The organism is Pseudovibrio sp. Ad13, assembly GCF_001623225.1.
In the GTDB taxonomy this organism is placed as follows: domain Bacteria; phylum Pseudomonadota; class Alphaproteobacteria; order Rhizobiales; family Stappiaceae; genus Pseudovibrio.
Map to the genome: position 1 here is coordinate 318,553 of NZ_LMCC01000018.1, position 23,297 is coordinate 341,849.

At 48.8% G+C, this 23,297-nt stretch carries 12 protein-coding genes; 5 read left to right on the plus strand and 7 right to left on the minus strand.

Annotation, left to right across the window (positions count from 1 at the left end):
• From PsAD13_RS23030 to pelG, 3 genes are read left to right on the plus strand one after another with little or no spacing between them, the layout of a single operon-like run.
• Window positions 1–984: a hypothetical protein gene (locus tag PsAD13_RS23030; protein WP_063319571.1), complete on the plus strand. Its 984-nt coding sequence runs from the start codon at window positions 1–3 to the stop codon at window positions 982–984.
• Between the two features lie 13 nt (window positions 985–997).
• Window positions 998–2,509 carry a GT4 family glycosyltransferase PelF gene (gene pelF / locus PsAD13_RS23035; protein WP_063319572.1) on the plus strand — a complete coding sequence of 504 codons (1,512 nt, stop codon included), beginning with the start codon at window positions 998–1,000 and terminating at the stop codon, window positions 2,507–2,509.
• Between the two features lie 35 nt (window positions 2,510–2,544).
• Window positions 2,545–3,966: an exopolysaccharide Pel transporter PelG gene (gene pelG / locus PsAD13_RS23040; RefSeq protein WP_063319573.1), complete on the plus strand. Its 1,422-nt coding sequence runs from the start codon at window positions 2,545–2,547 to the stop codon at window positions 3,964–3,966.
• Here pelG and PsAD13_RS23045 read toward each other — a convergent pair.
• The gene (locus PsAD13_RS23045; RefSeq protein WP_208986886.1) at window positions 3,963–4,862 is read right to left on the minus strand and encodes an MJ1477/TM1410 family putative glycoside hydrolase; all 900 of its coding nucleotides are present in this window, start codon (window positions 4,860–4,862) and stop codon (window positions 3,963–3,965) included. The two genes, pelG and PsAD13_RS23045, sit on opposite strands and share 4 nt — an antisense overlap.
• Window positions 4,863–5,136: 274 nt before the next feature.
• Between PsAD13_RS23045 and PsAD13_RS23050 the strand changes: the two genes are divergently transcribed.
• Together PsAD13_RS23050 and PsAD13_RS23055 are read left to right on the plus strand one after the other, a co-directional pair.
• On the plus strand, window positions 5,137–5,541 hold the full coding sequence (locus PsAD13_RS23050) for a hypothetical protein (RefSeq protein ID WP_063319575.1): 405 nt from the start codon (window positions 5,137–5,139) through the stop codon (window positions 5,539–5,541).
• Between the two features lie 893 nt (window positions 5,542–6,434).
• Window positions 6,435–7,415 carry a crotonase/enoyl-CoA hydratase family protein gene (locus PsAD13_RS23055; RefSeq protein WP_063303172.1) on the plus strand — a complete coding sequence of 327 codons (981 nt, stop codon included), beginning with the start codon at window positions 6,435–6,437 and terminating at the stop codon, window positions 7,413–7,415.
• A gap of 13 nt (window positions 7,416–7,428) precedes the next feature.
• Here the strand turns inward: PsAD13_RS23055 and PsAD13_RS23060 are convergent, their stop codons facing one another.
• The 6 genes from PsAD13_RS23060 to PsAD13_RS23085 form a co-directional block, all read right to left on the minus strand.
• Window positions 7,429–10,032 carry an ATP-binding protein gene (locus PsAD13_RS23060; protein WP_063319576.1) on the minus strand — a complete coding sequence of 868 codons (2,604 nt, stop codon included), beginning with the start codon at window positions 10,030–10,032 and terminating at the stop codon, window positions 7,429–7,431.
• The gene (locus PsAD13_RS23065) at window positions 10,029–12,215 is read right to left on the minus strand and encodes an EAL domain-containing protein (protein ID WP_063294041.1); all 2,187 of its coding nucleotides are present in this window, start codon (window positions 12,213–12,215) and stop codon (window positions 10,029–10,031) included. Before PsAD13_RS23065 ends, PsAD13_RS23060 begins: the two co-directional genes overlap by 4 nt.
• 579 nt (window positions 12,216–12,794) lie before the next feature.
• Entirely contained in the window at window positions 12,795–14,135 is a 1,341-nt protein-coding gene (locus tag PsAD13_RS23070; RefSeq protein ID WP_208986887.1) for an HlyD family type I secretion periplasmic adaptor subunit, read from the minus strand.
• 28 nt (window positions 14,136–14,163) lie between these two features.
• Window positions 14,164–16,002, minus strand: coding sequence for a type I secretion system permease/ATPase (locus tag PsAD13_RS23075; protein WP_063319630.1), 1,839 nt, complete (start codon window positions 16,000–16,002; stop codon window positions 14,164–14,166).
• Window positions 16,003–16,093: 91 nt separating this feature from the next.
• The gene (locus tag PsAD13_RS23080; protein ID WP_063319577.1) at window positions 16,094–18,037 is read right to left on the minus strand and encodes a hypothetical protein; all 1,944 of its coding nucleotides are present in this window, start codon (window positions 18,035–18,037) and stop codon (window positions 16,094–16,096) included.
• A 78-nt stretch (window positions 18,038–18,115) separates the two neighbouring features.
• Window positions 18,116–22,948 carry a hypothetical protein gene (locus PsAD13_RS23085; protein ID WP_063319578.1) on the minus strand — a complete coding sequence of 1,611 codons (4,833 nt, stop codon included), beginning with the start codon at window positions 22,946–22,948 and terminating at the stop codon, window positions 18,116–18,118.
• Window positions 22,949–23,297 lie beyond the last annotated feature (349 nt).

Genomic DNA, 23,297 nt, shown 5'->3' on the forward strand with positions numbered 1-23,297 from the left:
ATGGTTCAGGATACGTTGCCCGATGCGCCAACCACCAAGCAGCCTTTCAGCCTCTCAATAATCTTACTGCCGGTTATCATCGTAACCGCAACACTTATCGAAGCTTGGTTCTTCTCGCAGATCATCCAAAACTCTGAGGTAATTGGGCTTGCTGCTGCGTTTCATTGTCTGGCAGTCGTGCTCTGCCTTTTGATTATGAGAAACATCCACAGCACTGGCTTTGCGCTTTTTGATTATGGCATCTTGCTCTTCGCACTGTTTGGCCCATTGGGAGGATTGCTAGCTTCTGTCCTGATGCAATTGGATGGCAGAAGACAATCGGCCCGGCTTGCCAAATGGCATGTAACACTTGCTCTTGAAGATACGCCAACCAGACAAGCCGATGTTTTCAGCAAGATCATAAGCAACCGGTCATTGGACATGACAAATGGTTCGCCAAAGCCATTCCAGAAAATCTTTGCCTCAGGAAACACTCAGGACATCAAAAGAGCTCTGTCCATAATAACCCTTAAATACAAACCCGAGTTGCTGGAGTTCCTTCAGGCCGCACTCAAAAACGACAAGCCTGAGATCCGCGTTCAGGCAGCCGCTGTTTACACCAAACTCAAGCAACGCTTTCAAAACGATATCTCGGAGATGATCACTCTCCCCTCAGAAGCGTCAATACAGCAACGACGCGAGGCAATCACACGATTACAGGCCGCAGCTCTCTCTCAACTCATCGACACATCCCAGCGAGAGCAAGTGACATCCACACTGCGCAAGTTCCTGAAAACAGATGCACGCCCCGAAGCCGAAAAAGCCCTGACCCTCTTGCGGGCAGACCGCCTCATTCAAAAAGAAGCTCTCAAAGAGGCGCAGCTTTGCCTGAAGCAGTTAACCCGCCTCAAAGATCTGGAAGCCTGCGCGATGAACCAGCGCATAAAGAACAGGCTTGAACGAAGAACGGTTCAGCCTGCGCACGAACAGGCCTTGGTCAACTGAGAGGGTGAGTGGTATGCGTTCTTCGTCAACAACAGACGTCTGCATAATCGTTGAGGGCTGCTACCCTTATGTTGCCGGAGGCGTATCCTCTTGGATCAATTGGCTTATCTCAGGCCTACCAGACCTCACCTTCTCTGTCGTCGCAGTTCTCGCCAGCTCACAAAATGGAATACCCAAATACAAGTTGCCACCAAATGTGAAGCACTATCAGGAGCTTGCTCTTTTCGATATCCATGATCCCGAGCCCGTACCAGACTACGGCACCTCCAGCACACAAGGCATCTCAAGAGAGCTCCGCGCCTTCCTGAAAAACAGCAGCAAAGCGCGCTTGTACGATCTTGATCGTCTCGTGAACTCCACCACCCGTCCCTGGTCCATAAACCAGCTGACACACTCTGATCTCACATGGAACGTCATCTGCCAGATGTACGAGGAGATTCTGCCGGAAACCTCATTCCATCACTTCTTCTGGGCTTGGTACACATTGTTCGGCGGCCTGTTCGCAGTCCTTAAAGCTCCCATCCCGCAAGCCAGAGCCTACCACACCATTTCAACGGGATACGCAGGCCTGTTCGCAGCAAGAGCAGCCCTGAGCACACAAGCACCGGCAATCATCACCGAGCACGGCATCTACACCAATGAACGCCGCATAGAGATCCTGCTCGCAGACTGGATTGAAGACAGCATCAATAAAGGTTTCTCGCTGGATGATCCCCGTCTTGACCTGCGCGATCTCTGGATCTCGACCTTCGAAGCATTTGCCAGATGCTGCTACAACAGCTGTTCGGACATCACCACGCTTTACAAAGACAACCAGTTGATGCAGCTGTCTCAGGGAGCCTGCCAAAGCAAAATGCAAGTCATTCCCAACGGCATCAACCTCGACAAATTCAAGTCTGCACAAGCCCAGCACGACAACCACAAGCCAACAGTGGCGCTCATTGGGCGCGTGGTCGCAATCAAGGACGTCAAAAGCTTCATTCACGCCGTTGGCTTGCTGAAAAATGAGCTCCCTGATGTGAATGCATTCATCCTGGGGCCAACGGACGAAGAACCCACCTACTTCGAGGAATGTCATAAGCTCACAGTGCAGCTGGGTCTGGAAGAGACAATCACATTCACAGGTCCGGTCAACATCGCTGAGTACCTGCCCTCCATTGACCTCGTCGCACTCACCAGTTTGAGCGAAGCCCAACCCCTCGTTCTTCTCGAAGCTGGAGCCGCCGGAATTCCCTGTGTCGCAACTGATGTTGGCTCATGCAGAGAGGTTTTGGAAGGACGTGCAGATGATCCCCATCCACTCGGGTCTGGCGGCATCATCACAGAGCTTGTGTCCCCATCCGCAACAGCACAAGCCATGGCCAGACTGCTTAGGAACGATGAGCTTCGCCAGCAATACGGAGCGCAGCTACGACAACGCATAGAACGTGACTACAACGAGCAGCAAGCACTCAAATCCTACAAGGATTTGTATGAGCGGAACTTCGAGAGACAGCGCCCAAAAGCAAAACACTACTTTGCATAAAACAAAAGATAACATCATGGTATCGGAGACTTTGAATGGCAGGCATCGGCTTTGAGCTGCAACGTCTAACTCACAAAGGTGATTTGTCGTCTCATGTACGGGCTGTCTTCCATGCAAGCATGGTCATCGCAGGCCCTTGGCTCATGTTCATTCTGTGTGTCCTGTTCATCTCACTTCTCACAGAACAGAAACTGGGCTTACCGCTACTCACCGGCTTCAGAACAAAACTGATTTACATCCTCGGCCTTTCGCTTCTCACAAGCGCCCCCATCTTGATCATCGCCATAAGGATGGCATCAGACGCCATTTATTTCAGAAAATTCCATCTCATTCCGCAAATCTATTTAGGCGCGCTCTATGCCTGCGCATTGGTGACTGCAATTGTCAGTGCTCCAATCCTGATAATGCTGCTGAATGTTCCGCTTCATGATGTGATAAGCATCATCGTTTCCTGCGTGATCGCCAGCTTGCTCTGGATTGCCCTCGGCTTCAGCTCAAGCCTGCAAAATTACAGAAGCGTCAGCCTATCCTTTGCAACAGGCTTACTTCTCACAGTTGCACTCATCATCTACAGCACAGCACATAGTCCCAGCGAGTTTCATTTGCTCGGCGCCTTCAGCCTGGGTTTCCTGTTGTGCTTTATCTGGCTTTCAACAGAAGTCCTCTTCACATTCCCCGCGTCGCACTACGCTTTCACAACAACGCTGACATATGTTGCAGGCGCCATGAAGCGCTATTGGCCCCTCGCATTGGCCGCAATATTCAACATCAGCGCATTATGGGTCGACAAAGTCATCATCTGGCAAAGTACAGAGGGCCAACTTCTGCCCAGCGGCCTGCGGCATGCGCCCGCCTATGACAGCTCAATATTCATAGCCCAGCTACTGCTTATCCCACCTTTGGCGCTGTTTTTGATTGAGGCTGAAACCAACTTTTTTCGAAACTTCAGATCCTACATCCAAACGATCACGGGACATGGCACCCTTGTTGAGATACGCGAGAAATCAGAAAACCTGAAGACAGAAGCGATCTATACATTGGGGCGCATCACACTGATCCAGCTAGCGCTCTGCGCACTGCTTGTGTTGTTCTCTCCAATGGTGGTCGAATCTCTGAATTTTGAATACCGACAAGCTGCGATAATCCGAATTGCGGCAATCAGTGTACTCTTTCAATTCTTGTTTTTCGCAGCCTCTACAACACTCATTTTCATCAATAAAAACATGGAAAACATGCTGTTGCAGCTCGCATTTTTATTGCTCAACGCCAGTTGTACCTACGCAACCTTGTATCTTCCTCGGGAATATCTTGGCTTCGGCTACTTCGTCGCCTGCCTGACAGCAAGTTTCCTCGCGGTGGCAACATTGCAAAATGCCTTCAGAAAGCTGGACCAGCACATCTTCTTTCAGGCGCGTCTCTCCCTGAGACCCAACACCTGGTATGAGGCTCTTCGTTAGAAGGCGACCAGCGTATCCAACGGCCTACGGGTAAAGAGAGAAATCACGCCCAACTCATCCAGTTCCTTGCGCGCGCGCCTGCGCTTGTCTCCATCCTCCAGGTACTCGATTACGAAGACTGACAGACCATCCCTTTGTGCTTCAGCCAGAAAGCCCCAACTCCAGTCAATCAGCTGCGGGCTATTACGGGCTCCATCTTGATAGGCACCAAAAAGCAGATCTTCCTTGCTGATCCCGTCAATCTCATCGCGGTATTCGGGAAACCGAAGCAACTCTTCCCCGTTCTGGGCGACGATAATGAAGCCGGGCTCCTGCGCTTTCGCCAGTCTGGAGATTTTCCCGACAAACGTCACCATTCTGGCCTGCGCTTGATCACGCTCATCATACCGCTGGAAAACATCAACACCATCCAGATACACACCATCAAAACCGGCAGAAATGATGTGCTTGAGATAGGCCATGATGAGGCCTTGCCATTCTGGCTGCCAAAATTTGACGGTGTAATTACCGGGCCAATTGGGATTTTCATCACCCAGCCATTTAGGAGGGGTCTCCTGCCAGGTATCTTTCCAGTAATCCCGATAATCCTCTGCTTCACCTATGCTGAGATAAGCAAGCACACGACGTCTAGAACCATCTGTTTTTTCCTTGGCCTTGGCAATTTCATAACTGGAAAACCGACCCCGCGCAGTGCCGTCTTTAGAGTAATCAATCACCACAAGATCGAGATCTGACTGATGGATTTTCTTGATCTCGATATCCTGCAGCTGAACGCCCCACCGCGACACATCATTCAACAGCGCTTGCATCTCTTCCACCTTGTCACTGGAGCAACTCAAAAGGAACAAAGCAGGAGAAAAAGCAACAACAGCGAGGACAAACCTGAGGTAAAACATCGGCGCTCCATGCAACAGGCCCCACACCATATGCCCAGACAAAACACAACGCTATGCCTATTCTTTCTTATGAAAATTTCTCAGGTCAGTGCATTAGTGTTGAACTCTCAAAACCTCATCTTCTTACTGGAGACATATTGCATTGCGACACTCTACAAAGTTACCCTACTTTCCCCTCACCAGATTATCAGAAGTTGAGATAAGTCGGTGAGTGACACGATGACCGCAATAGAAACAAAGGACGGCTGTTACTGGCATTTGGTGCTATCATTGGATGCATACTGTTTTCCCCAAGCACCGGCAGACTCAGGAGATTAACGCAACCAGCAAGGCCCTTGCTACTTCACTATCCTACATCAAAATCCATGAGGAGCTCAGCCAGCCCCCTCGTCTCCTCTCACAAGCTCAGTCAAGCATTCAGGATAAGATCACTCATTTCACTCAGCACGAAGCATTGGTGCCGCAGCTCGACCATGTTCATGCTGCAGCAAATAGGTCGCTCCATGTGACAATGCAGCAAGACGCGCGAGTCGATGAAAGAGAGCGTGTTTTTCACATTTCAACGCAGCTTTTACAAAAGCGCTCAGTGTTTCTGACCGATGAACGCAAACGGTCTCAAACACAAATCTCATCGACATCGCAAAGTTGGGAGGAGAAGCTCAAACCATCACAGAAATGACGCTCAAGTCCGCTCTTTGTTGCTCTCAAAACGACCATTTTTTACGTTAATCCAGACAAGTGATTTGCTGTCTAACACCTCAAAATCAGCGCAATTCAGCAGTTTTCCACGTTTTGTACAAAAAAATCGACGCTTATGATGGTAAAAGTTCATCAGGCGTATAAGTGCCAATTTTTTAGGCAAAACACCTTAGGAAGACGAGTTAAACTCGAAAATTGCAACTGCAAAGCGCGATAGCAATACTCAACGAGAGCATTCCTGAAGATTGCCCAAAAATAACTCATAAACCTTTGTATTTATTGGTTTTTATATGATCCTAGAGTTTCTTATAAAGTCCATATAACGATCTTATAGGTTAAGGTTACGTGATAAAATACGCTCTCTCAATCAGATGAAATTGCCGGACCAACTCGCTAATCAAGCAACAAACGAATTTTGGTTAGTTTTCGCAATGTATGAATTACTAATATTTTAAATATTATACTTTGATTTAAGTAACAATTTGAGAGATCCAAAACTGATGATTATTTTTGCTTGTATAGGCGCGATCCATTTCCACTTATAACTGAATTGTTTACTACAAGCCTCAGCTTAGTTTCATATTACCTATTGGGAACCCCCACTCCAACTCTTAAGTAATCATATCTATAAGCTTTAAGAGTCCAACAGTTAATATTCATGGTTAACAATAAAGCTAAAATTTTAGTCACAATGACGCTGGGTAACTACTTCACTCATGCAGTGCAATAACTTTTTTGCTCGACATACATATTGGTATTAATATATTATTTACCATGTTTGATTGCACATAATACAGTCGAAAGCAAAAAATAGACTGATCTGGGGTGTGCCAAAACCACTGTAACGCATAGGCAAATTTTGTAGGGGCTGAGATGTCTGATCTAACGGGGCATAGATCCAACTTTCCTTCCTTAATTGGAACAACAAAGCCATCCTTAAAGTCTGGCACGCATCCAGTTGTGGATGTCGCCGCTGTTTCAATTGCACAGCAATTTGCGTCTGTTCAGTTGAATTGGGTTGATCTAGAATTCGACGAAACAACAAAAGCTCTCTGGCTTTATATGAAAAGCGAAGGACGTCCTTGCTTTACACCTGAGTTGCTGAGCGAACTCGCACAGTCACAGGCCGTGATGAAGCGTCTTTTTGAGACTTATCAACCAGCAGATCCGTGCCCGATCAACTTCAAGGTCGTCGCCTCTCGTATTCCAGGCGTTTACAATCTCGGTGGTGATCTTAACCTGTTCATCCAGCTTATCCGCGAAAAGAACCGTGAGAAGCTTCACAAGTATGCCGTTGATTGCATTGACGTTGTTTACCGCAACGCAATCTCTTCAAACCTGCCAATCGTCACGATCGGCATGATTCAGGGAGATGCATTAGGTGGTGGATTTGAAACCGCACTCTCTTGCGATGTGATCATCGCAGAACGTCAAGCCAAATTCGGCCTGCCGGAGGTTCTGTTCAATCTGTTCCCAGGCATGGGTGCTTACAGCTTCCTGTCACGCATGGTCGATGGTCGTGTTGCAGAAAAAATGCTTATGAGTGGACGCCTCTACTCAGCTGAAGAACTTCATGAAATGGGAATTGTTCATGAAGTTGTTGAAGAAGGTCAAGCACCGTTTGCGGTTCAGCAGTACATCACCAAGAACGCACGCAAGCACACCGCTCACTCTGCTATTTACCGCGCAGGCCGTACCGTTCAGCCCGTTGCTTATGAAGAACTGATTGACGTCGTCGAGATTTGGGTCGACGCCGCTCTGTCTTTGTCCGACCAGGACTTGAAAAAGATGGAGCGCCTGACAAAAGCTCAGGATCGTCTCGGTGCTCCATCTGTACGTAAGCAAGCTTTCTAAAGTTGTACTGGCTCTAAGAAAAATCCAGTGTGCTCAAGCGGTTGATAGGATTACTTCCTTCCTGCTTGAGCTGCTGTAGATACCTGGTCAGGTTTTCATGATCACGCTTTATCTTGCCTGACAGCTTACGCAGCATGTCTTCACCCAGGATCGGCATTTGCGGCGCAGGCAAGTTCTCCATGTCATCACTCAGTTTCGCAACTTCCGTCGCCCCAAGGTTGACTGAAGCAGAACGAAGCGCATGTGCACTTGTCCGAAATAGCTCTGCATCCCGAGCATCAAATGCAGCTTTAATATCGCGATGCAGCTGTGTGGTGTCTTTCAGATAATCTTCAATCACAGCAATAACGAATTCCAGACCGCCAAGTGTTCTCAGTTGTGACAGGCTTGCATAGTCGATCCCAGAAGAAACTTCAGAGGAAAACCGAGGATGCTCGGAAATTGACGTTACCTGACTATTAGCAATCTTCTTGCGGGTGATGTTTTCGTAAACGCCACTTTCTGCGATCACATCATCAACCAATGTCAGAAGCTTTTGCGGCTCGATCGGTTTGGTCGCACATGCATCAGCCCCAGCTTCCTGCGCATTTCGCGCAGCCGCGCGACTTGCATCTGCTGTGAGCGCTATGATCGGAAGGCGATCCTGTCCAAGTTCTGTAATACGATGCAACTTGATGGTTTCAATACCGTTCAGCACAGGCATATTGATATCCATGATCGCCAGATCGTAAGAGTTATCTTCCAACTCATCCAAGGCCAGTTCGCCGTTGCTGACAAGTTTGCAGGTATGGCCACCCTTTTGCAGAATTTTTTCAATCACACGCTGATTGGTCTTGTTGTCTTCAGCAACAAGAATGTTCAGCCCAATATAGCGACTGAAGTAAGCTTGCAGTTCTTCCTTAAGCTCCATGCCAGATTTCGCATCTTCCGCACCTGCGGCCCTCAGAGCCCAGGCAACCGCTTGCGTGGAAACCGGAACTTTGATCGAAGAAACAATACTTGGCTGGAAAACGTCCTCGCACTCTTTTTCCGATGCAGCTGAGTAAACTGGAATCAGATTGACGTTGTGATGGTGACCAGTCGATTTCAGCGCATAGTGCAGGCTATCCGACGTCGCTGCCAGAACATCTTCCCCAACGAAGAGAACAATCTTGCCGCCATCACTGGACGTTTGTTGGCGCAAAGCACTGAAGGCACTGCCAACTGTCTCAAAACACTCATGCTCAATGCCACAATCCTGCAAAGAAGCAGCGCAAACATCCCGCAGATCCTTGCGTTTGGAGACAATAGCAACAGCCCCATCTTCCACTTCAAGCCGAATTGTCTCATCACTGACAGCACGGCCTACTTTCAGCTCAATGACAAAGGTGCTGCCCTGCCCCGGCTGGCTGGTGACAAACACCTCACCGCCCATCGCACGGACAACTTCGCGCACAATGGAAAGGCCAAGACCTGTCCCGCCAAACCGATCCACAATGCTGTCATCAGCCTGCGTAAAACGGTCAAAAATGCGCGACTGAGCATCTTCAGAAATGCCAATACCGGTATCTTTAACTTCCAACTGCAGTCGAATTTCGCCACCATCTGCTTCCTTGCAAACTGCGCGAATGGAAACAGAACCTTCTTCAGTAAACTTGACAGCATTGCCGGCAATATTCAGCAAAACTTCGCGGATATGACGTGCATCGCCCACGAGGAGCGGAGGTAAGTTGCTGTCCACGTAGCGCGAAATGATCAAGCCTTTACCACGCGCTTGCCCCTGAACAATCTGTGTCACCTCACGCAGGATCGAGTTCATGTCAAAGACCGTCCGACTGACGATCATTCGACCACTTTCAATCCGGCTAAAGTCAAGAATGCCGTTGATCATGGAAAGGAGCGAGCTTCCGGAATACTTGATGGTCTTCGCCATATCCCGCTGCTCAGCGTCCAACTGCGTATCCTGGATCAGATCACCCATGCCAATGATCGCATTCAGCGGTGTCCGCAACTCATGACTGACGGCGGTAAGGAACTGTGTCTTCGCTCTATTAGCGGTTTCAGCAGCATGCTGTGCTGCGGTCATCGATCTGATGAGCTTGCTTGCATAGAGCGGTACGACAACGAGACACCCAAGCAAACCCAGGCCAAGAATGAACTCACCTTGCCAGTATGGGGTCGTCAGCACCACAGCGAACCCACTCACAGAGGCAATTGTCGCTAATGCCAGATAATCCAGCCCAAATCGGAATCCGTTACCGAAGATCACCCACAGATAGATAGGAAACAGGATTGAAAGGTATTCCCCTCCCACATACAGCCCGGCAGAGACTGCCCCGACATCTAGAAAAATCGCGAGAACGCGCCGAAGCGAACTGATGTTCTGCGAGTAGAGCAGATGAGCGAGCAGTGCCAGGGACCCAACACCAAACGTGGTCATGATGACATTGGTCTGGAAGTTTTCATGAGATCCAAAAGTGATGTTCGAAGCAAGATAAGGCGTGATCAGCAAGGTAAACATAAAACGGTTCAGAGACATCTCGCCTTCACCGCCGCCCAACTGAATAATACGCTTATAAAGATCCTTTAATCCGCTCAACGGGAGCAACTGCAGCTTCGTTTTTCTGTTGTCGTTCATAGTTCAAACTCCGCCCCAGCCAACGCTCGTTGCTGCCCGTTCCCTTGCAAATTCGCCGCTTGCTCTTCAAGGAGACGTAAAAAGTCCTCAGCAGGTACAGGCTTGCCAAACAAGTAACCCTGCGCCATTTCACAGCCGGCATCTGTGAGATATTCAGCCTGTTCCCGGGTCTCGACACCTTCTGCAATGATGGAGAGATCAAGGCTCTTACCCAACCCAACAATAGCCTTGATGATGACCGTGTTGTTCGGGTCCGTCATCATATCGCGCGTAAAGCACCGATCAATTTTCAGGCAATCAACGGAGTATCTGCTCAGATATGCGAGGGAGGAATAACCCGTCCCAAAATCATCAATCGAAATCGCAATTCCCATCTCGCGGATCTCGCGCAAGTCGCGGACAGTTGCTTCTGAGCCGTGCAGAACGATGTTCTCTGTAATCTCAATCTCAAGCTTATCCGGCGGCAAACTGCAGGAAACCAAAGCATCTTTCAAAAGCTGTGGCACGTTCTGCTTACGGAATTGTGTTGGCGAAATGTTCACGGCAATCCGAGGCGTCGCCACCCCTAAATCGAGCCACTTTTTTGCCTGCTGGCAAGCCGCAAAGATCACCCATTCGCCAATTGGCAGAATAAGCCCAACCTCTTCAGCTGTTCCCAAAAAGACGTTGGGAGCAACCACACCATAGTCTGGTCGGTTCCATCTCAGCAGAGCTTCAGCACCAACAATCTCCTGGGTCCGCAAATCAATCTGAGGCTGATAAAACAGTTCCAGCTGATCATGTTCAATAGCGTTCCGCAGCTCAGCTTCCAACGCGACGGTTTCTTTGACGTGGTGATCCATCTTCGTCGAAAACAGATGGAAGGTGTTTCCACCATCTGCCTTGGATTGGTACATGGCCATATCTGCGCAACGCAGCAACTCTTCGCTGTTAAGGCCATCCTCCGGGTATTTGGTAATCCCAACGCTGGCACTCGTCTGAAGTTCCCGCCCACTGATATGGAACGGTTCTTCAACCACACTCACCAAATGTTGAGCGAAGCGCAGAGCCTCCTCTGAACTCTTCAAATCAGTCTGGAGAATAGCAAACTCGTCACCACCCAATCGCGCAACGAGGTCCGAACCATCTACACAGCGCAATAAACGCTCTGCGAGCACCTCTAGAAGGCGATCACCGGTACGATGACCCAAAGCATCATTGATTGATTTAAAGCGATCCAGGTCGATAAAATGCAGCGCAAAGCTACGACCGCTGTTTCGGCACTGGAAAATCTCTTCATCAATGCGCTCACCAAGCATCGTTCTGTTTGGCAAACCCGTCAACGCATCATGGTGCGCAATATGAAGCAAATGCGCTTCTGCACGTTTGCGATCAGAGATATTGGTCGCGGTCGTCACAACGTGTGTTGTGTTCCCATCAACGTCCAGCAGAGGGCTTTTTGTAACGATGAAATGGAAGATATCACCAGCATGGTTTCGCTGTTCAATTTCATAGGGCGGCAAGGCTCTGCCCGTAATGAAAACCTTGCGGTCCAAACGACGGTTTCTCTCACGCGTAAACTTATCAAACTTGCCGTAAGTATCTTCACCAACAAGATCTGCCGTGGTCGAGTCCAGAAAGCGCGCCCAAGCCGCATTCGAGAACGCGCATAGCCCATCTCGTGTGCTGGTCGTGATCATAGCTGGAACACTGTCGATCACTTGCGCCAGCTGCTCACGGGAGTCTCGGAGCGCTTCTTTGCTCTGTTGCTCCACGTTGACCAGTTCCTGTTCAAGAAAGCGAGCATGACGTTTAACCGCATTTTGCTCTTCTCTCAGAGCAAGCAGATTTCTGGCCCGACTGACAAACTCATTGTGGTCAACCGGACTTTGCAGAAAATCAGTTGCGCCCGCCTCCAGCGCACGAATTCTAAACGAGCGATCCGTAAACACGGTGATGACGACAATCGGCACATCGCTGCAATGCTCAAGCGCGCGCACCTTTTGCGTTAGATCAGCACCGTCCATTTCCGGCATACTGTAGTCGGTAATAATCAAGTCGGGGACGCTGCTCTCCATATATTCGAGAGCATCAACCGGCGAAGCAAAACAGTGCACTTTGACAGATGCATCTACAGCGAGAGCAAGCTTTTCAAAAATACTTCTATTAATTGCCCTGTCATCGACAATAACGATTGTTGTCATGCAGCTACCACCACGAGCCTAACTGCCGAAGGCAACAAACACCCGCAGCAGTTGAACAAATTCACCCCATGGTTATCTTCGCTTAAGGAGACAGTGTTAAGAAATGCCAAATAGTTATCATTAAATGCCTAGTATCAAACTTGTGGTTCTATTTACCTACCGGCATACATCAGTCGTCCACTGCCAGTGCACAGACGCTTTAGTTTCCTTCATCAACAAAATAAAGCTAACGTAAGCGGCAGTTTGCAGGGATTTCTACGGTAAATCAAAGGACTGCCCAATTAGTTACTGAAACATTGAGAACACAATAAAAAATTTTCTTCAAATTGCACTAAACAGTTGTGAATATAGATCGACATACACTCACTTAAAGCTAGTGCGCCTGCACAATTAAACAAATAAGAGTGCAGTAACAAAAGTGAGTCTCATGAAAAATGAAGGTATAGCCCGCCATTCTCCTTTGAATCATTCTTAGTAGAGGTTGCTGAGCATTGGACCTGATAGCAAGAAACATCGCACTACAGAAAGCTCATATGGTTGAATCAGCTTAACGCAACAAGCTATTAAGCTCGACTAATATCAAGGCTCTCTGAAAGCTCTCGACATGCTGTCACGAACAGGTTCCATAAGGTAATCGAAGAAGGTGCGATCTCTCGTTGTGATGTACACCTCCGCCGGCATGCCCGGCGTTGCTTTGAAGTTGAGGTATGTCGGAATTTTCTCACGATCCAGCTTCACACGCGCCTTATAAACGTCAGCAGATACGCTCATCGGATCCTCACTTCGCAATGCATCAGCTGATACGTATACGACCCTTGCGTCCAACATCGGTGTAATCCGCTGATTCAAAGCCGTCAGGCGAACCATTGCCTTCTGCCCTTCTTTCACGTTGTCAATCTCGGTGGTTTGGATCGACGCTTCAATAATGAGCTCATCCTGCAGAGGTAGGATTTCCATTAGATCCTTACCACTCTCAACCACACCACCTGCAGTGTGATAACGCATCCGAACAACAATCCCGCGAACTGGCGCTACGATCTCAACACGCTGCAGAACATCTTGCGCTGCACGTATTTGCTCGCTCACATCATCCAAATCAGCATTAACGACCTGAAGCTCCCCAACGGCGGTTTGCGAGGCTTCATTCTCCGCCCTTACAATTTGTGCCTTTGCTCTGGCAATACGCTCAGTCGCATCTCCAATCTCAGCAAGGATACGACCTTCCTCACCTTTGAGATTGGCCAGTGAGCGTTGAATGCGAAGTACGTCAGATTTCCGAATGAGGCCTTTTCCGAGGATCTTCTGTTTGGAAGCCAACTCTTCCTGAAAGAGATCCATCTGCTCCTTCACAGCAACAAGCTGCGATTGGCCACCCTGGATTCTCTCCTTTAGTGCGTTGATACCTTGAGCAAAAATATCAATTTCGCTCTGAAGTTTTCGGGTTCGAGCTTTGAAGGTCAGCAACTGGTTCAAAATGATACTCTTGATCTTAGCATCCTGCGCGGTGCTTAAGAGTTCCTTCGGCAGCACCAATGACTTCTGGCCTTTGGCCTCTTGCGTCAAACGCGCCTGAATAGCTTGAAGACGCGCTTGACGGATCAACAAGCGCTCAAGGTTAGCTTTAGCTGCTGTCTCATCAAGTTTCACCAGCACTGCACCAGCAGCCACCACATCCCCCTCTTTCACAAGGATTTCCTTGATGATCCCACCTTCAAAGTGCTGAACAATCTTGTTTTGCCCAGTGGCAACAAAGGATCCTGAGGCGACGACAGCCCCTGCCATTGGAGCACTGGAAGCCCAGTACCCAAAACCGGCAAATGTGAAAGCAATAATGATAAAACTAGCCAGTATGGGCGCGCGAGTTGTGCGAGGCACATCCTCATACCAGCTTCCATCAAGTATAAGAGCTCTAGTAGACATAAAAATCACCAAATAAGAAAAGCTTAAACTATTCAGCTGGTTGTGCTGCTGGCAGATTATGCCCCGGCGCATTTTGATGTTGTGGAATGCCGGGTCGCTTGCCAGTTATCAATGGCATCACTTCATCACGACTGCCAAAGGCAGCAACCGTCCCATCCTTGAGCATCATGATTTTATCGACACAACGCAGCAAAGCAGGCCGTTGCGTGATAGCAATAACAGTCATGCCATCTTGCTTTGCACGTTCAAGAGCCTGAGCAAGCGCCTGCTCCCCGATTGTATCTAAATTAGAATTGGGCTCATCAAGCACCAACAAACGCGGATTATTATAAAACGCCCGTGCCAACCCGATACGTTGACGTTGCCCGCCAGAAAGCGGAGCACCATCCATAGCAACCTGCGTCTCATAGCCCTGAGAAAACTGAGAAACCATCTCATGGATGTCCGACATTTGCGCCGCTTTGAAGACATCTTCATCTTTGGCTTCGCGGTTCATGCGAGCGATGTTCTCTTTAATTGTGCCCGGGAAAAGCTGTACATCCTGAGGCAGATACCCAATATTTTCACCCAGCTGCCGGCTATCCCAGTTCCGCAGATCCATCATATCAAGACGCACATTGCCCGCCGTTGGAATAAGGGAACTAACCAACATCTTCCCAAGCGTGCTCTTGCCTGATCCCGAAGCACCAACCACCGCCAACGATTCACCGGGAGAAAGCTGGAACGAAATACCGTTTAGGATCACGCGTTTGTTGGGTGGTGGAACAAACAACAAACGCTCAACACTCAACCGCCCTGCAGGATTCGGCAGGCGCAACCGATGTACATTCAGGGGCGAAGTATGGAGCAATTTCTGAATACGGCCATACGCACTCTTCGCTCCTACATAGCTCTTCCAACCATCAATAATGCCTTCAACCGGAGCCAACGCACGACCACCAATAATAGAGGCTGCAATAATCATCCCCCCGGTTATTTCATTGGAAAGCGCAAGCCACGCCCCCCATCCCAGCATCGTGATCTGTGTCGACAGGCGGATGAATTTTGAGATCGCAGAAATCAGGACGTTTCTGTCTTGTCCCATTATTTGCGCTTTCAAAGACTCTGCAGTCTCTTTACCCCAAATAATCACCCCTTCCGGGATCATCCCCATCGCATTCATAACCTGCGCATTCCGCGCCATTGCTTCAGCTTGCAGATTGGCACGCGAGGAAAACGCATTAGCCTTTCCAAACGGTACGGCTGTCAGCTTCTGGTTGATCCGCGCAAGCACAAGAAGCAACAGAATGGTCGTTGTCACAATCATCCCCAAATGAGGATGAACCAGATAAACGACGAGCAGGTATATAGGAGCAACCGGTGCATCCATGATGGTTAAAAGAACTGAACCAGTGAGGAAGCTTCTCAATTGCTGAAGGTCGGAAAGAGCCTGAAATTCCTGACTACTGCCGTTGTGAGACGCTCGCGCCGCGGCACTCAAAACAGGCCCACCAAGGCGTGTTTCAACATCCACAGCAACCCGCATGAGCATGAAGCGCCGGAACATATCCAACAGCACATGTGCAAGCACAAGCCCGATAACAATGGCTGTCAGCATCACCAAAGTATCAACACTCCGGCTCGTCAGAACACGGTCAGAAATCTGAAATAAGTAAATTGGAACAGACAGGATCAGAAGACTGGCGCAAAACGAAAAGAAACCAACATAAAGCAGGTTTACCTTGGCACGTGCCAATCCATTCTGCATCAACTTGCGAAAATCAATATCTTCATAGGGTCCTCCATTCTTCCTGGAGGCGAAATTACCCTTTTGGCTGGCAAGCTTTTCTCCATGTGCAGGCTCTTGTTGAACACCATCCACCTGCAATGTTTTGCTCGCTTGCCTCCCACGTTGCCGGCTATTGTTCTTTGTCGCTCGAGCTTTAAACATATATTCTCTCTATAAAAACCTATTAAAATCAAACGAGTATATCGGAGACCATGTCACTCTCACCCGCATAAGGAACAAACGCGGGCGACGTTCCGGTTTCGCTACCACCGTCATTGCCAGTAAATGCAACAACTTCCGAAACCAGATCTGTATTTCCATTCAATGCTGTTTCGAGATCATCTTCTTCAGAGACAACGATATTGACTTTTATAACAATGTCTTCCTCTGAGTATTCGCCATCCAAATATTGAAAACCCGACTGACTATCATAATCAATGATGGTTGCTTTGTTACTCGTCTTGTTACTTGAAGTGTCCAGATAACCCTCTTGGTCACCTTCAACGACCTCACCATTAATAACCTGCGTGAGAACACCATCATCCTCTTGTTCTTTATGGATCTTCACATAGTCCGCATCCGAGAGAACATTGATCTGCTCAATCGCATTGATTTGGTAATAATCACCAGTGATGTAGAGGACTTTCAGGTCAGTGCTCGGCAGGATCGGCAAACCACCTGTGGCAGAAGAGGCGGTATACTCGTAGTCCCCTGCTCGACCATCAATAGCGTCCACCAAACCGTTCACCTCAGAGGTCATCGGCTTCATCAGCGATCCGCCACCAATATTCTTAATCGTACCTTCATTGGTCAGCACATTGTGCCGTCCGGTCCCACTGATAGCTGCACCAGTCGCATAAATATAATCGGCATCCAGGAGGATATTTTTCTGACTGATGTAGTTGACGTCATAGTAGTTTCCAAGCACAACAATCACATCGTAATTCTGAATATTATCAATCAACTGCGCCGCGTTGACCTGGGTGTTATCACCGGTCTGAACATAATAACCACTGTTGTTCAACTGGTATGAAACGCAGTCGTCGTCGGAAAGAAAGTTCTTCTGATTGACAATATTCAGGTCATAAAAATTACCGCTAACAACATCAACACTCATGGAGTAATCGGGGTTGTTGTAGGTAACTGCGGAGGAAATAATGTACTCGCCTTCGGAAGTCACATTGGCATCATTGAAGACAATCGTTTCATCAAGTCCCTGACCGACGACAGTGTCCGCTGGCTGATCTGTAGGACCATAATATAAGTTGCTTTGAATGATCGAGTTTGTGGCGTAGTAGTCCCCCATCACGACAGTCGAACATTGCAACTCACTCAGGTCTACAATCGAGGCAACATTGACCGCTTCATTGTCACTGGTCGTTACATAGCTGCTATCGCTCTGTTCATCTTCAGAGGTGTCGTCTTCTGCCTGCTCGTCCTCAGGCAGTTCACCAATATTCTCGCCACTTGTAAAAGAAGGGTTTGGTGCCTCATTTTCCACTCTTTGAACCAGCATCTCGCCAATGGCATCAGCCGCACTTTGCGCATCACCATCATCAAAAATCTGGTCAAGCATATCCAGCTCAATGTCACTCGCAACATCAAGCAGTTGATCCAGCACTTCATCTGAGTTCCACTCAGGAATATCATCCCCAAACTCACTCTTGGACAAAAGCAAATCATCATCCGTCAGGGCGTTTTCCTGAGTGAGGTTTATTTCAATGTCCGGCGCATAAATATCGCGATAAGTGAAGGTGATAGTATACGTGTAGTCCAGTGATTGACCGCTATCTCCACCTTGCGGCAGCTCTGGGCCCGTACCGTCTTCAAACAGTACAACTTCAGAAGGTGGAACAAACTCAGAAGCATTTACGAGCGTCTCAACCGAATATGGGAGACGGGCTTGTGACAGCGCGCTAATTTCTGGCAAAAGTGACGGAAGACTGTAGAACTTTTCATAGGGAAGGTCTGTGATACCTCCGCGAGAATAAACCACTTCCACCGGAGTAATCACAATAGTGTCTTGGGCAAACCGTGCTTCGTCAAAGCTCTGTTCAGCTGTAGCGATACTATCAAAAATCTTCATGTAGCCGATAAAGTGCCAGCTCAATTCATTTATAGCCTGCGACAGCATAAAATATCCTAACAATTTCATATGGATATATAAAACAACCTGCGCGGAGTGATCCGCGCAGGTCTTGTTTAGTTTGGATTATGCAAGGTCGTCTTCGCCAACCACGTTCACGGTTGAGGAACCGCCCACGACGTTGACATCAACAGCATTGGCTTGAACATTCGCACCCATGACAATTGTCTGGTTAAAGGCATTAGCCACGCCCAGAGCATCAGCAGTCGCAGCCGTAGAAGCCGTCACGCTGTAATCGTCACCAGTACCGAAGTCGAAGAGACTTTCAGCATCGTGGATGCCATCCGCAGACATCGCCTGACCACCATCAGCAACGATACTCTGATCAAGCGTTCCATGGTTATGGACTTCAACATTGGTGATCGTATCTTGATCATACAATGCATTTGCCTGCTCAGCACCGAAGATGGTGTCAGTGCCATTCGCATCCAGATTACCAAAGAAGCCACCACCAACATCTGGGCTACCAGAAGGTGTGATGTCCAATGAACCCAGACCATCATCTTCTCCTGTGAAGAGAAGCGTATCGTTCTGACCTGTAACATCCAGCTCAGTCGAGTTGACCTGCTTGTTACCACCTGAGTACAGGCTCTGGTTGAAGGCAGATGTCTTCGCCGTAGCATCCGCAGAAGCAACAGCTTCCGCAGTTACAGTGTAGTCATCACCAACAGAACCATTAGCAACGAACGAACTCACTGGATCTGTAATACCATCACCAGAGTCAGCATCACCACCAGTTGCCGTAACAGTCTGAGTTAGCTCATCGAAGTTTTCGACATCGGCTTCATCAATCTGGTCGTTGTCACCAGCAGTGTTGTTTTGTGAGAACAAGGCAAGGCTGTCAGCATTGCCAGCAACGGTACCGGATCGAATTGAGTTCGAAGCCCCACCCTCACTGTCATCACCAACGGAGATGACATTCTTGTTGTCTCCAACAATCTCGACATCTGCTGAGTTTACCTGCGCATTACCACCGGTAGATATTACCTGGTTGAATGCAGAGGCTTCCGCGACAGCATCAGCAGACGACAAGGCTTTACCTGTGAGAGATGCATTGTCGCCAACGTTCAACGCACCCTTCACATCTGTGCCATCAATGCCACCGGAACCAACACCAGCACTCGCAGTACCACCTGTTGCGGTAACATCCTGCTCAACATTAGAGTAGTTAACAACATCCGCATCAGAAATACTGTCACCATCATAAATGGTATTGCTCTGATACCCGCCGAGGAGGGAGTCGGTTGAATCTACACCGCCGTTGTTAGCTGGACCAGTACCAGTTACAGATGCAAATGCTACGTTGGAGTCTTCGCCGGCAGACTGAACATTACTGCTTCCACCAGTTACGCTCAGATCAAGATCATTACTCTGAGCATTACCACCAGAAAACAGCTTCTGGTTCATGGAAGACGCAGAAGCAGACGCATCCGCAGTTGCTTGCGTAACACCAGTGATGGAAGAGTCATCTCCAACACTCGCAGCTCCAACATCTCCATCCCAGTCGGCAACACTGATGCCAGCACCACTTGTGGCTGTTCCGCCTGAAGCAGAGACATCCTGATCAACCATGTCGCGATTTACGACATCAGCATCAGAAATGGTATCCTTGTCACCAAGCGTGTTTTCCTGCCACGCACCAGCTGCTGTGTCGGTATCAGACTGACCGGCAGCTGCTGCCTGACCAAACTGGCCAAGTGTTGCATTGTCTTCGCCAGATGCAGCAACGCCAGAGTTCGCACCTACAATGCTTGCATCGTAAGAATTGCTCTGTCCATTGCTACCTGAACTAAGAACCTGCTCAAACGATGCTGCAGAAGCCGTAGCATCAGCACCAGCGTTGGAAAGGCCACTTATGCTGCTGTCTTCCGCAACACCAGGAGCACCTTGAGCACCAATTTGACCATCCCCACTGGATGCAATGCCATCACCAGCAGTTGCAGTTCCACCAGTAGCAGTCACATCTTGAGTGGAATCATGGAAGTTACGAACATCGCTATCCCAGATGGTATCGCCATCGTAAGCGGTGTTACCTTGTAGGCCACCTGAAAAACTATCGGTGTTCGTAGTTCCAACCCAAGTACCGTTTACTTCCGCGTCGTCCTGACCAGCAGAAGCAACATTCACATCAGCACCAGTAACAGAAACGGATGCAGAGTTGCTTTGAGCATTACCACCTGTCAACTGCGTCTGAGTGAAGGACTGAGCAACACCTGTCGCGTCAGCAGATGCTGAACTGGAGCCTGAGATGCTCTCATTTCCATCAATGTTGGTTGAGCTGCTACCAGTCTGAACAATACCAGCTCCAGAGGAAGCAGTTCCACCGTCTACATCAACACTCTGAGTGCTATGGCCCCAGTTAGTGACGTCCGCATGCTCGATTTCATCAACATCACCAAGCTGATTGCTCTGATCACTCCACGAGGTTGTTGTGGTGTCATGATCGACAGGTGCAATCGGCTCAGACCCAGCAGTAGCTCCGCTCTCACCAGCTGCTGCAACAGCTTTGTTACCACCAGTAATATCGACATCGACAGAGTTTGATTGAGCATTGCCACCAGTTTTGAGTGTTTGCCCAAAGTTGATCGCAGCGCCTACACCATTCGCACTTGCAGAAGCACTGCCGGAGATGGAGCTATCATCACCAACGGTATCAGGACCTAGATTACCACCAAGAGCTTCAATACCGTTACCTGCGGTCGCACTGCCAGCATCAACTGTGACGGTTTGCACCGCATCTGCTCCACCAGTGTTGATGACATCAGGGCTGAACAAAGTGTCGCCTTCGTACATCTCATTTTCTTGAGACTGAAAGGATCGGGTATTTGTGTTGGTGTCACCTCTGCCAGCCAAAAGCGAAACAGGGCCTGCAGCAGCACCAGCATTGTCTTCACCAGCAATCGAGGCCGTCATTTCTGCGCCAGTCACAGAGACTTCAGCAGAGTTACCTTGGGCGTTTCCGCCTGTGGTCAATGATTGCGTAAAGGACTGTGCGACACCTTGAGCATTTGCAGAAGCCGCTGCTGATCCGCTCATGTCAAAGTTACTATGCACGGCTGCAGAAGTACCGGAGTTAAAAGAGACACCGTTACCAGCATTAGAGATGCCGCCAGTTACATCAACAGTTTGAGTACTGTCATGCTCATTCCACACATTCGCATCATCTATCTCATCTTTATCGCCAAGCGCGTTAGACTGATTACTTTCAGTGCGTGTCCCAGTTCTGTGATCGCCGTAAACTGATGGGTTGTCAGCATTTAGAGACGCAGTGGCACCGTCCTCACCAGCAGAAGCAGTAACCTGATTTGCTCCAGTTACACCTAACTCGGAGGCATTACTTTGTGAGTTACCACCAGTGCTGACTTTCTGTTCAAAGCTTGCAGCAACACCCAAAGCGTCAGACTTGGCAAGCGTCGAACCAGTGATGGAACCATCATCGACTACGTGTTCCGCACCTAGACGGCCACCGTTCATGTCAATACCGTCACCAGCGGTCGCATCGTCACCGTAGGCTTCAATCTTCTGAGTGGAATGCCCGTCATTATGAAGGCTTGGCTCTAGAACTGCATCGGCATCGTAAGCTTCGTTAGACTGGTTAAACCGAGCATTTGTGCCTGTTTCAGATTCATTAATAGATGAATTCCAATCGGCACTGACCTGAATACCAGCAGTCGCGTCATCTTCACCAGAGGTTGCCTGGCCAACACCAGTACCTGTAATGTCAAGACTTGCAGAGTTGCCCTGGGCATTGCTGCCTGCAGAAATGTCTTGTTGGAAACCAACGCCAACAGCACTTGCTGAAGCAGATGCGACAGCACTACCGCTTACGCTTCCGTCACCACCAACAGATGCAGAAGATCCGATATGGTCAATTGAATTGATGCCATCATCACTAGATGCATTACCTGCTTTGGCTTTAACAACCTGCAAAGAGTCATCAAGATTGGCAACTTCAGGATTTGCAATAGCACCGTCAATGTTGCCACCACCAAAACTACCACCAACGCCATCATTCAGTTCATTTGACTGATTGACACGCCCACGAGTGTTGGTATCTGAGTTACCAGAAGTGTAGTCAGTCCCACCGACAACAGCTTGAGCACCAGATCCACCAGCACCAGAAACATCTACATCTGAACCTGTGATCGATAGATCAACATTGTTGCCCTGCTCGTTGCTACCAGTTTGTAGTGTCTGGTTGAAGCCACGTGCAAGACCAGATGCATCTGCTTGTGCAGCAGTAGAACCAGTGATGCTTTCATCATCACCAACGCCAACATTTGAGCCAGCAATATCAGTTGGTCCAGCACCAATGATGCCATTACCAGAATCAGCATCACCACCTTTAACTTTTACACGTTGCTCAGCATCACCATCATTCGTGACGGTAACATTATTGAGTGTATCAAGGTCATTCGCGTAGTTGGATTGGTTTGCACGAACCAGTGTATCCGTGTCGTTATCTGCTGCTGCCGCCCCTGCTTGATGCGCATTGACACCAGAGCCGTCACCACCAACGGTCGACGCATCAAAGTTTCCACCAGTTACACTGCCGGAGACATCGTTGCTCTGCAGGTTCGCACCGGTCGCGATACCCTGATCAAAGGCAAGCGCAACACCCTGGCCATTCGCTGAAGCGGAAGAACTCGCATCAATGGTCAGGTCGTCGCCAATCTGTAGTGCAGCGTTAATATCCTGAATGCCATCGCCAGCCTGTGCGATTGTATCAATCAGATCATCACGGTTCACTAAGACCTCTTGGTCTAACGAACCGTCATTAAGCACTTCAGCGCTACTATCACCATTGTGCTCAACGACATCCTTATCACCGAGCGTGTTATCCTGCTCTGCGCGGATACGCGTATCAGTGCCATCAGTAAATGGATTGTAACCAGACATATCGTCTCCAAATATTCGGAGAACTGCCCTGCAAGAAGCCGATCATTTGCGTCAGCTGGTTGCCACAGGTTCTCCTGAGGATTGAAAAAGTGTTTCATTCCATGATTTGAAGGCTGTCATTTCGATTTAGCTTTTTTGACCAAAGGTCAGAACAAGCAAATGGCTTGTAAACTCGGATAACCCCGAATTTGGACGCAAGATTCCAGATCGCACAAATGTAAAATCTGTACGCTAAACAACACGTCGGCTTCAGAAAACGAAGTAACCGATAAAATATGCGCTGGTTCTGGAATTCTGGCTAAATTACTAACTAAATGCTCTTGCTAAAACGAATAGACTCCATTCCTCC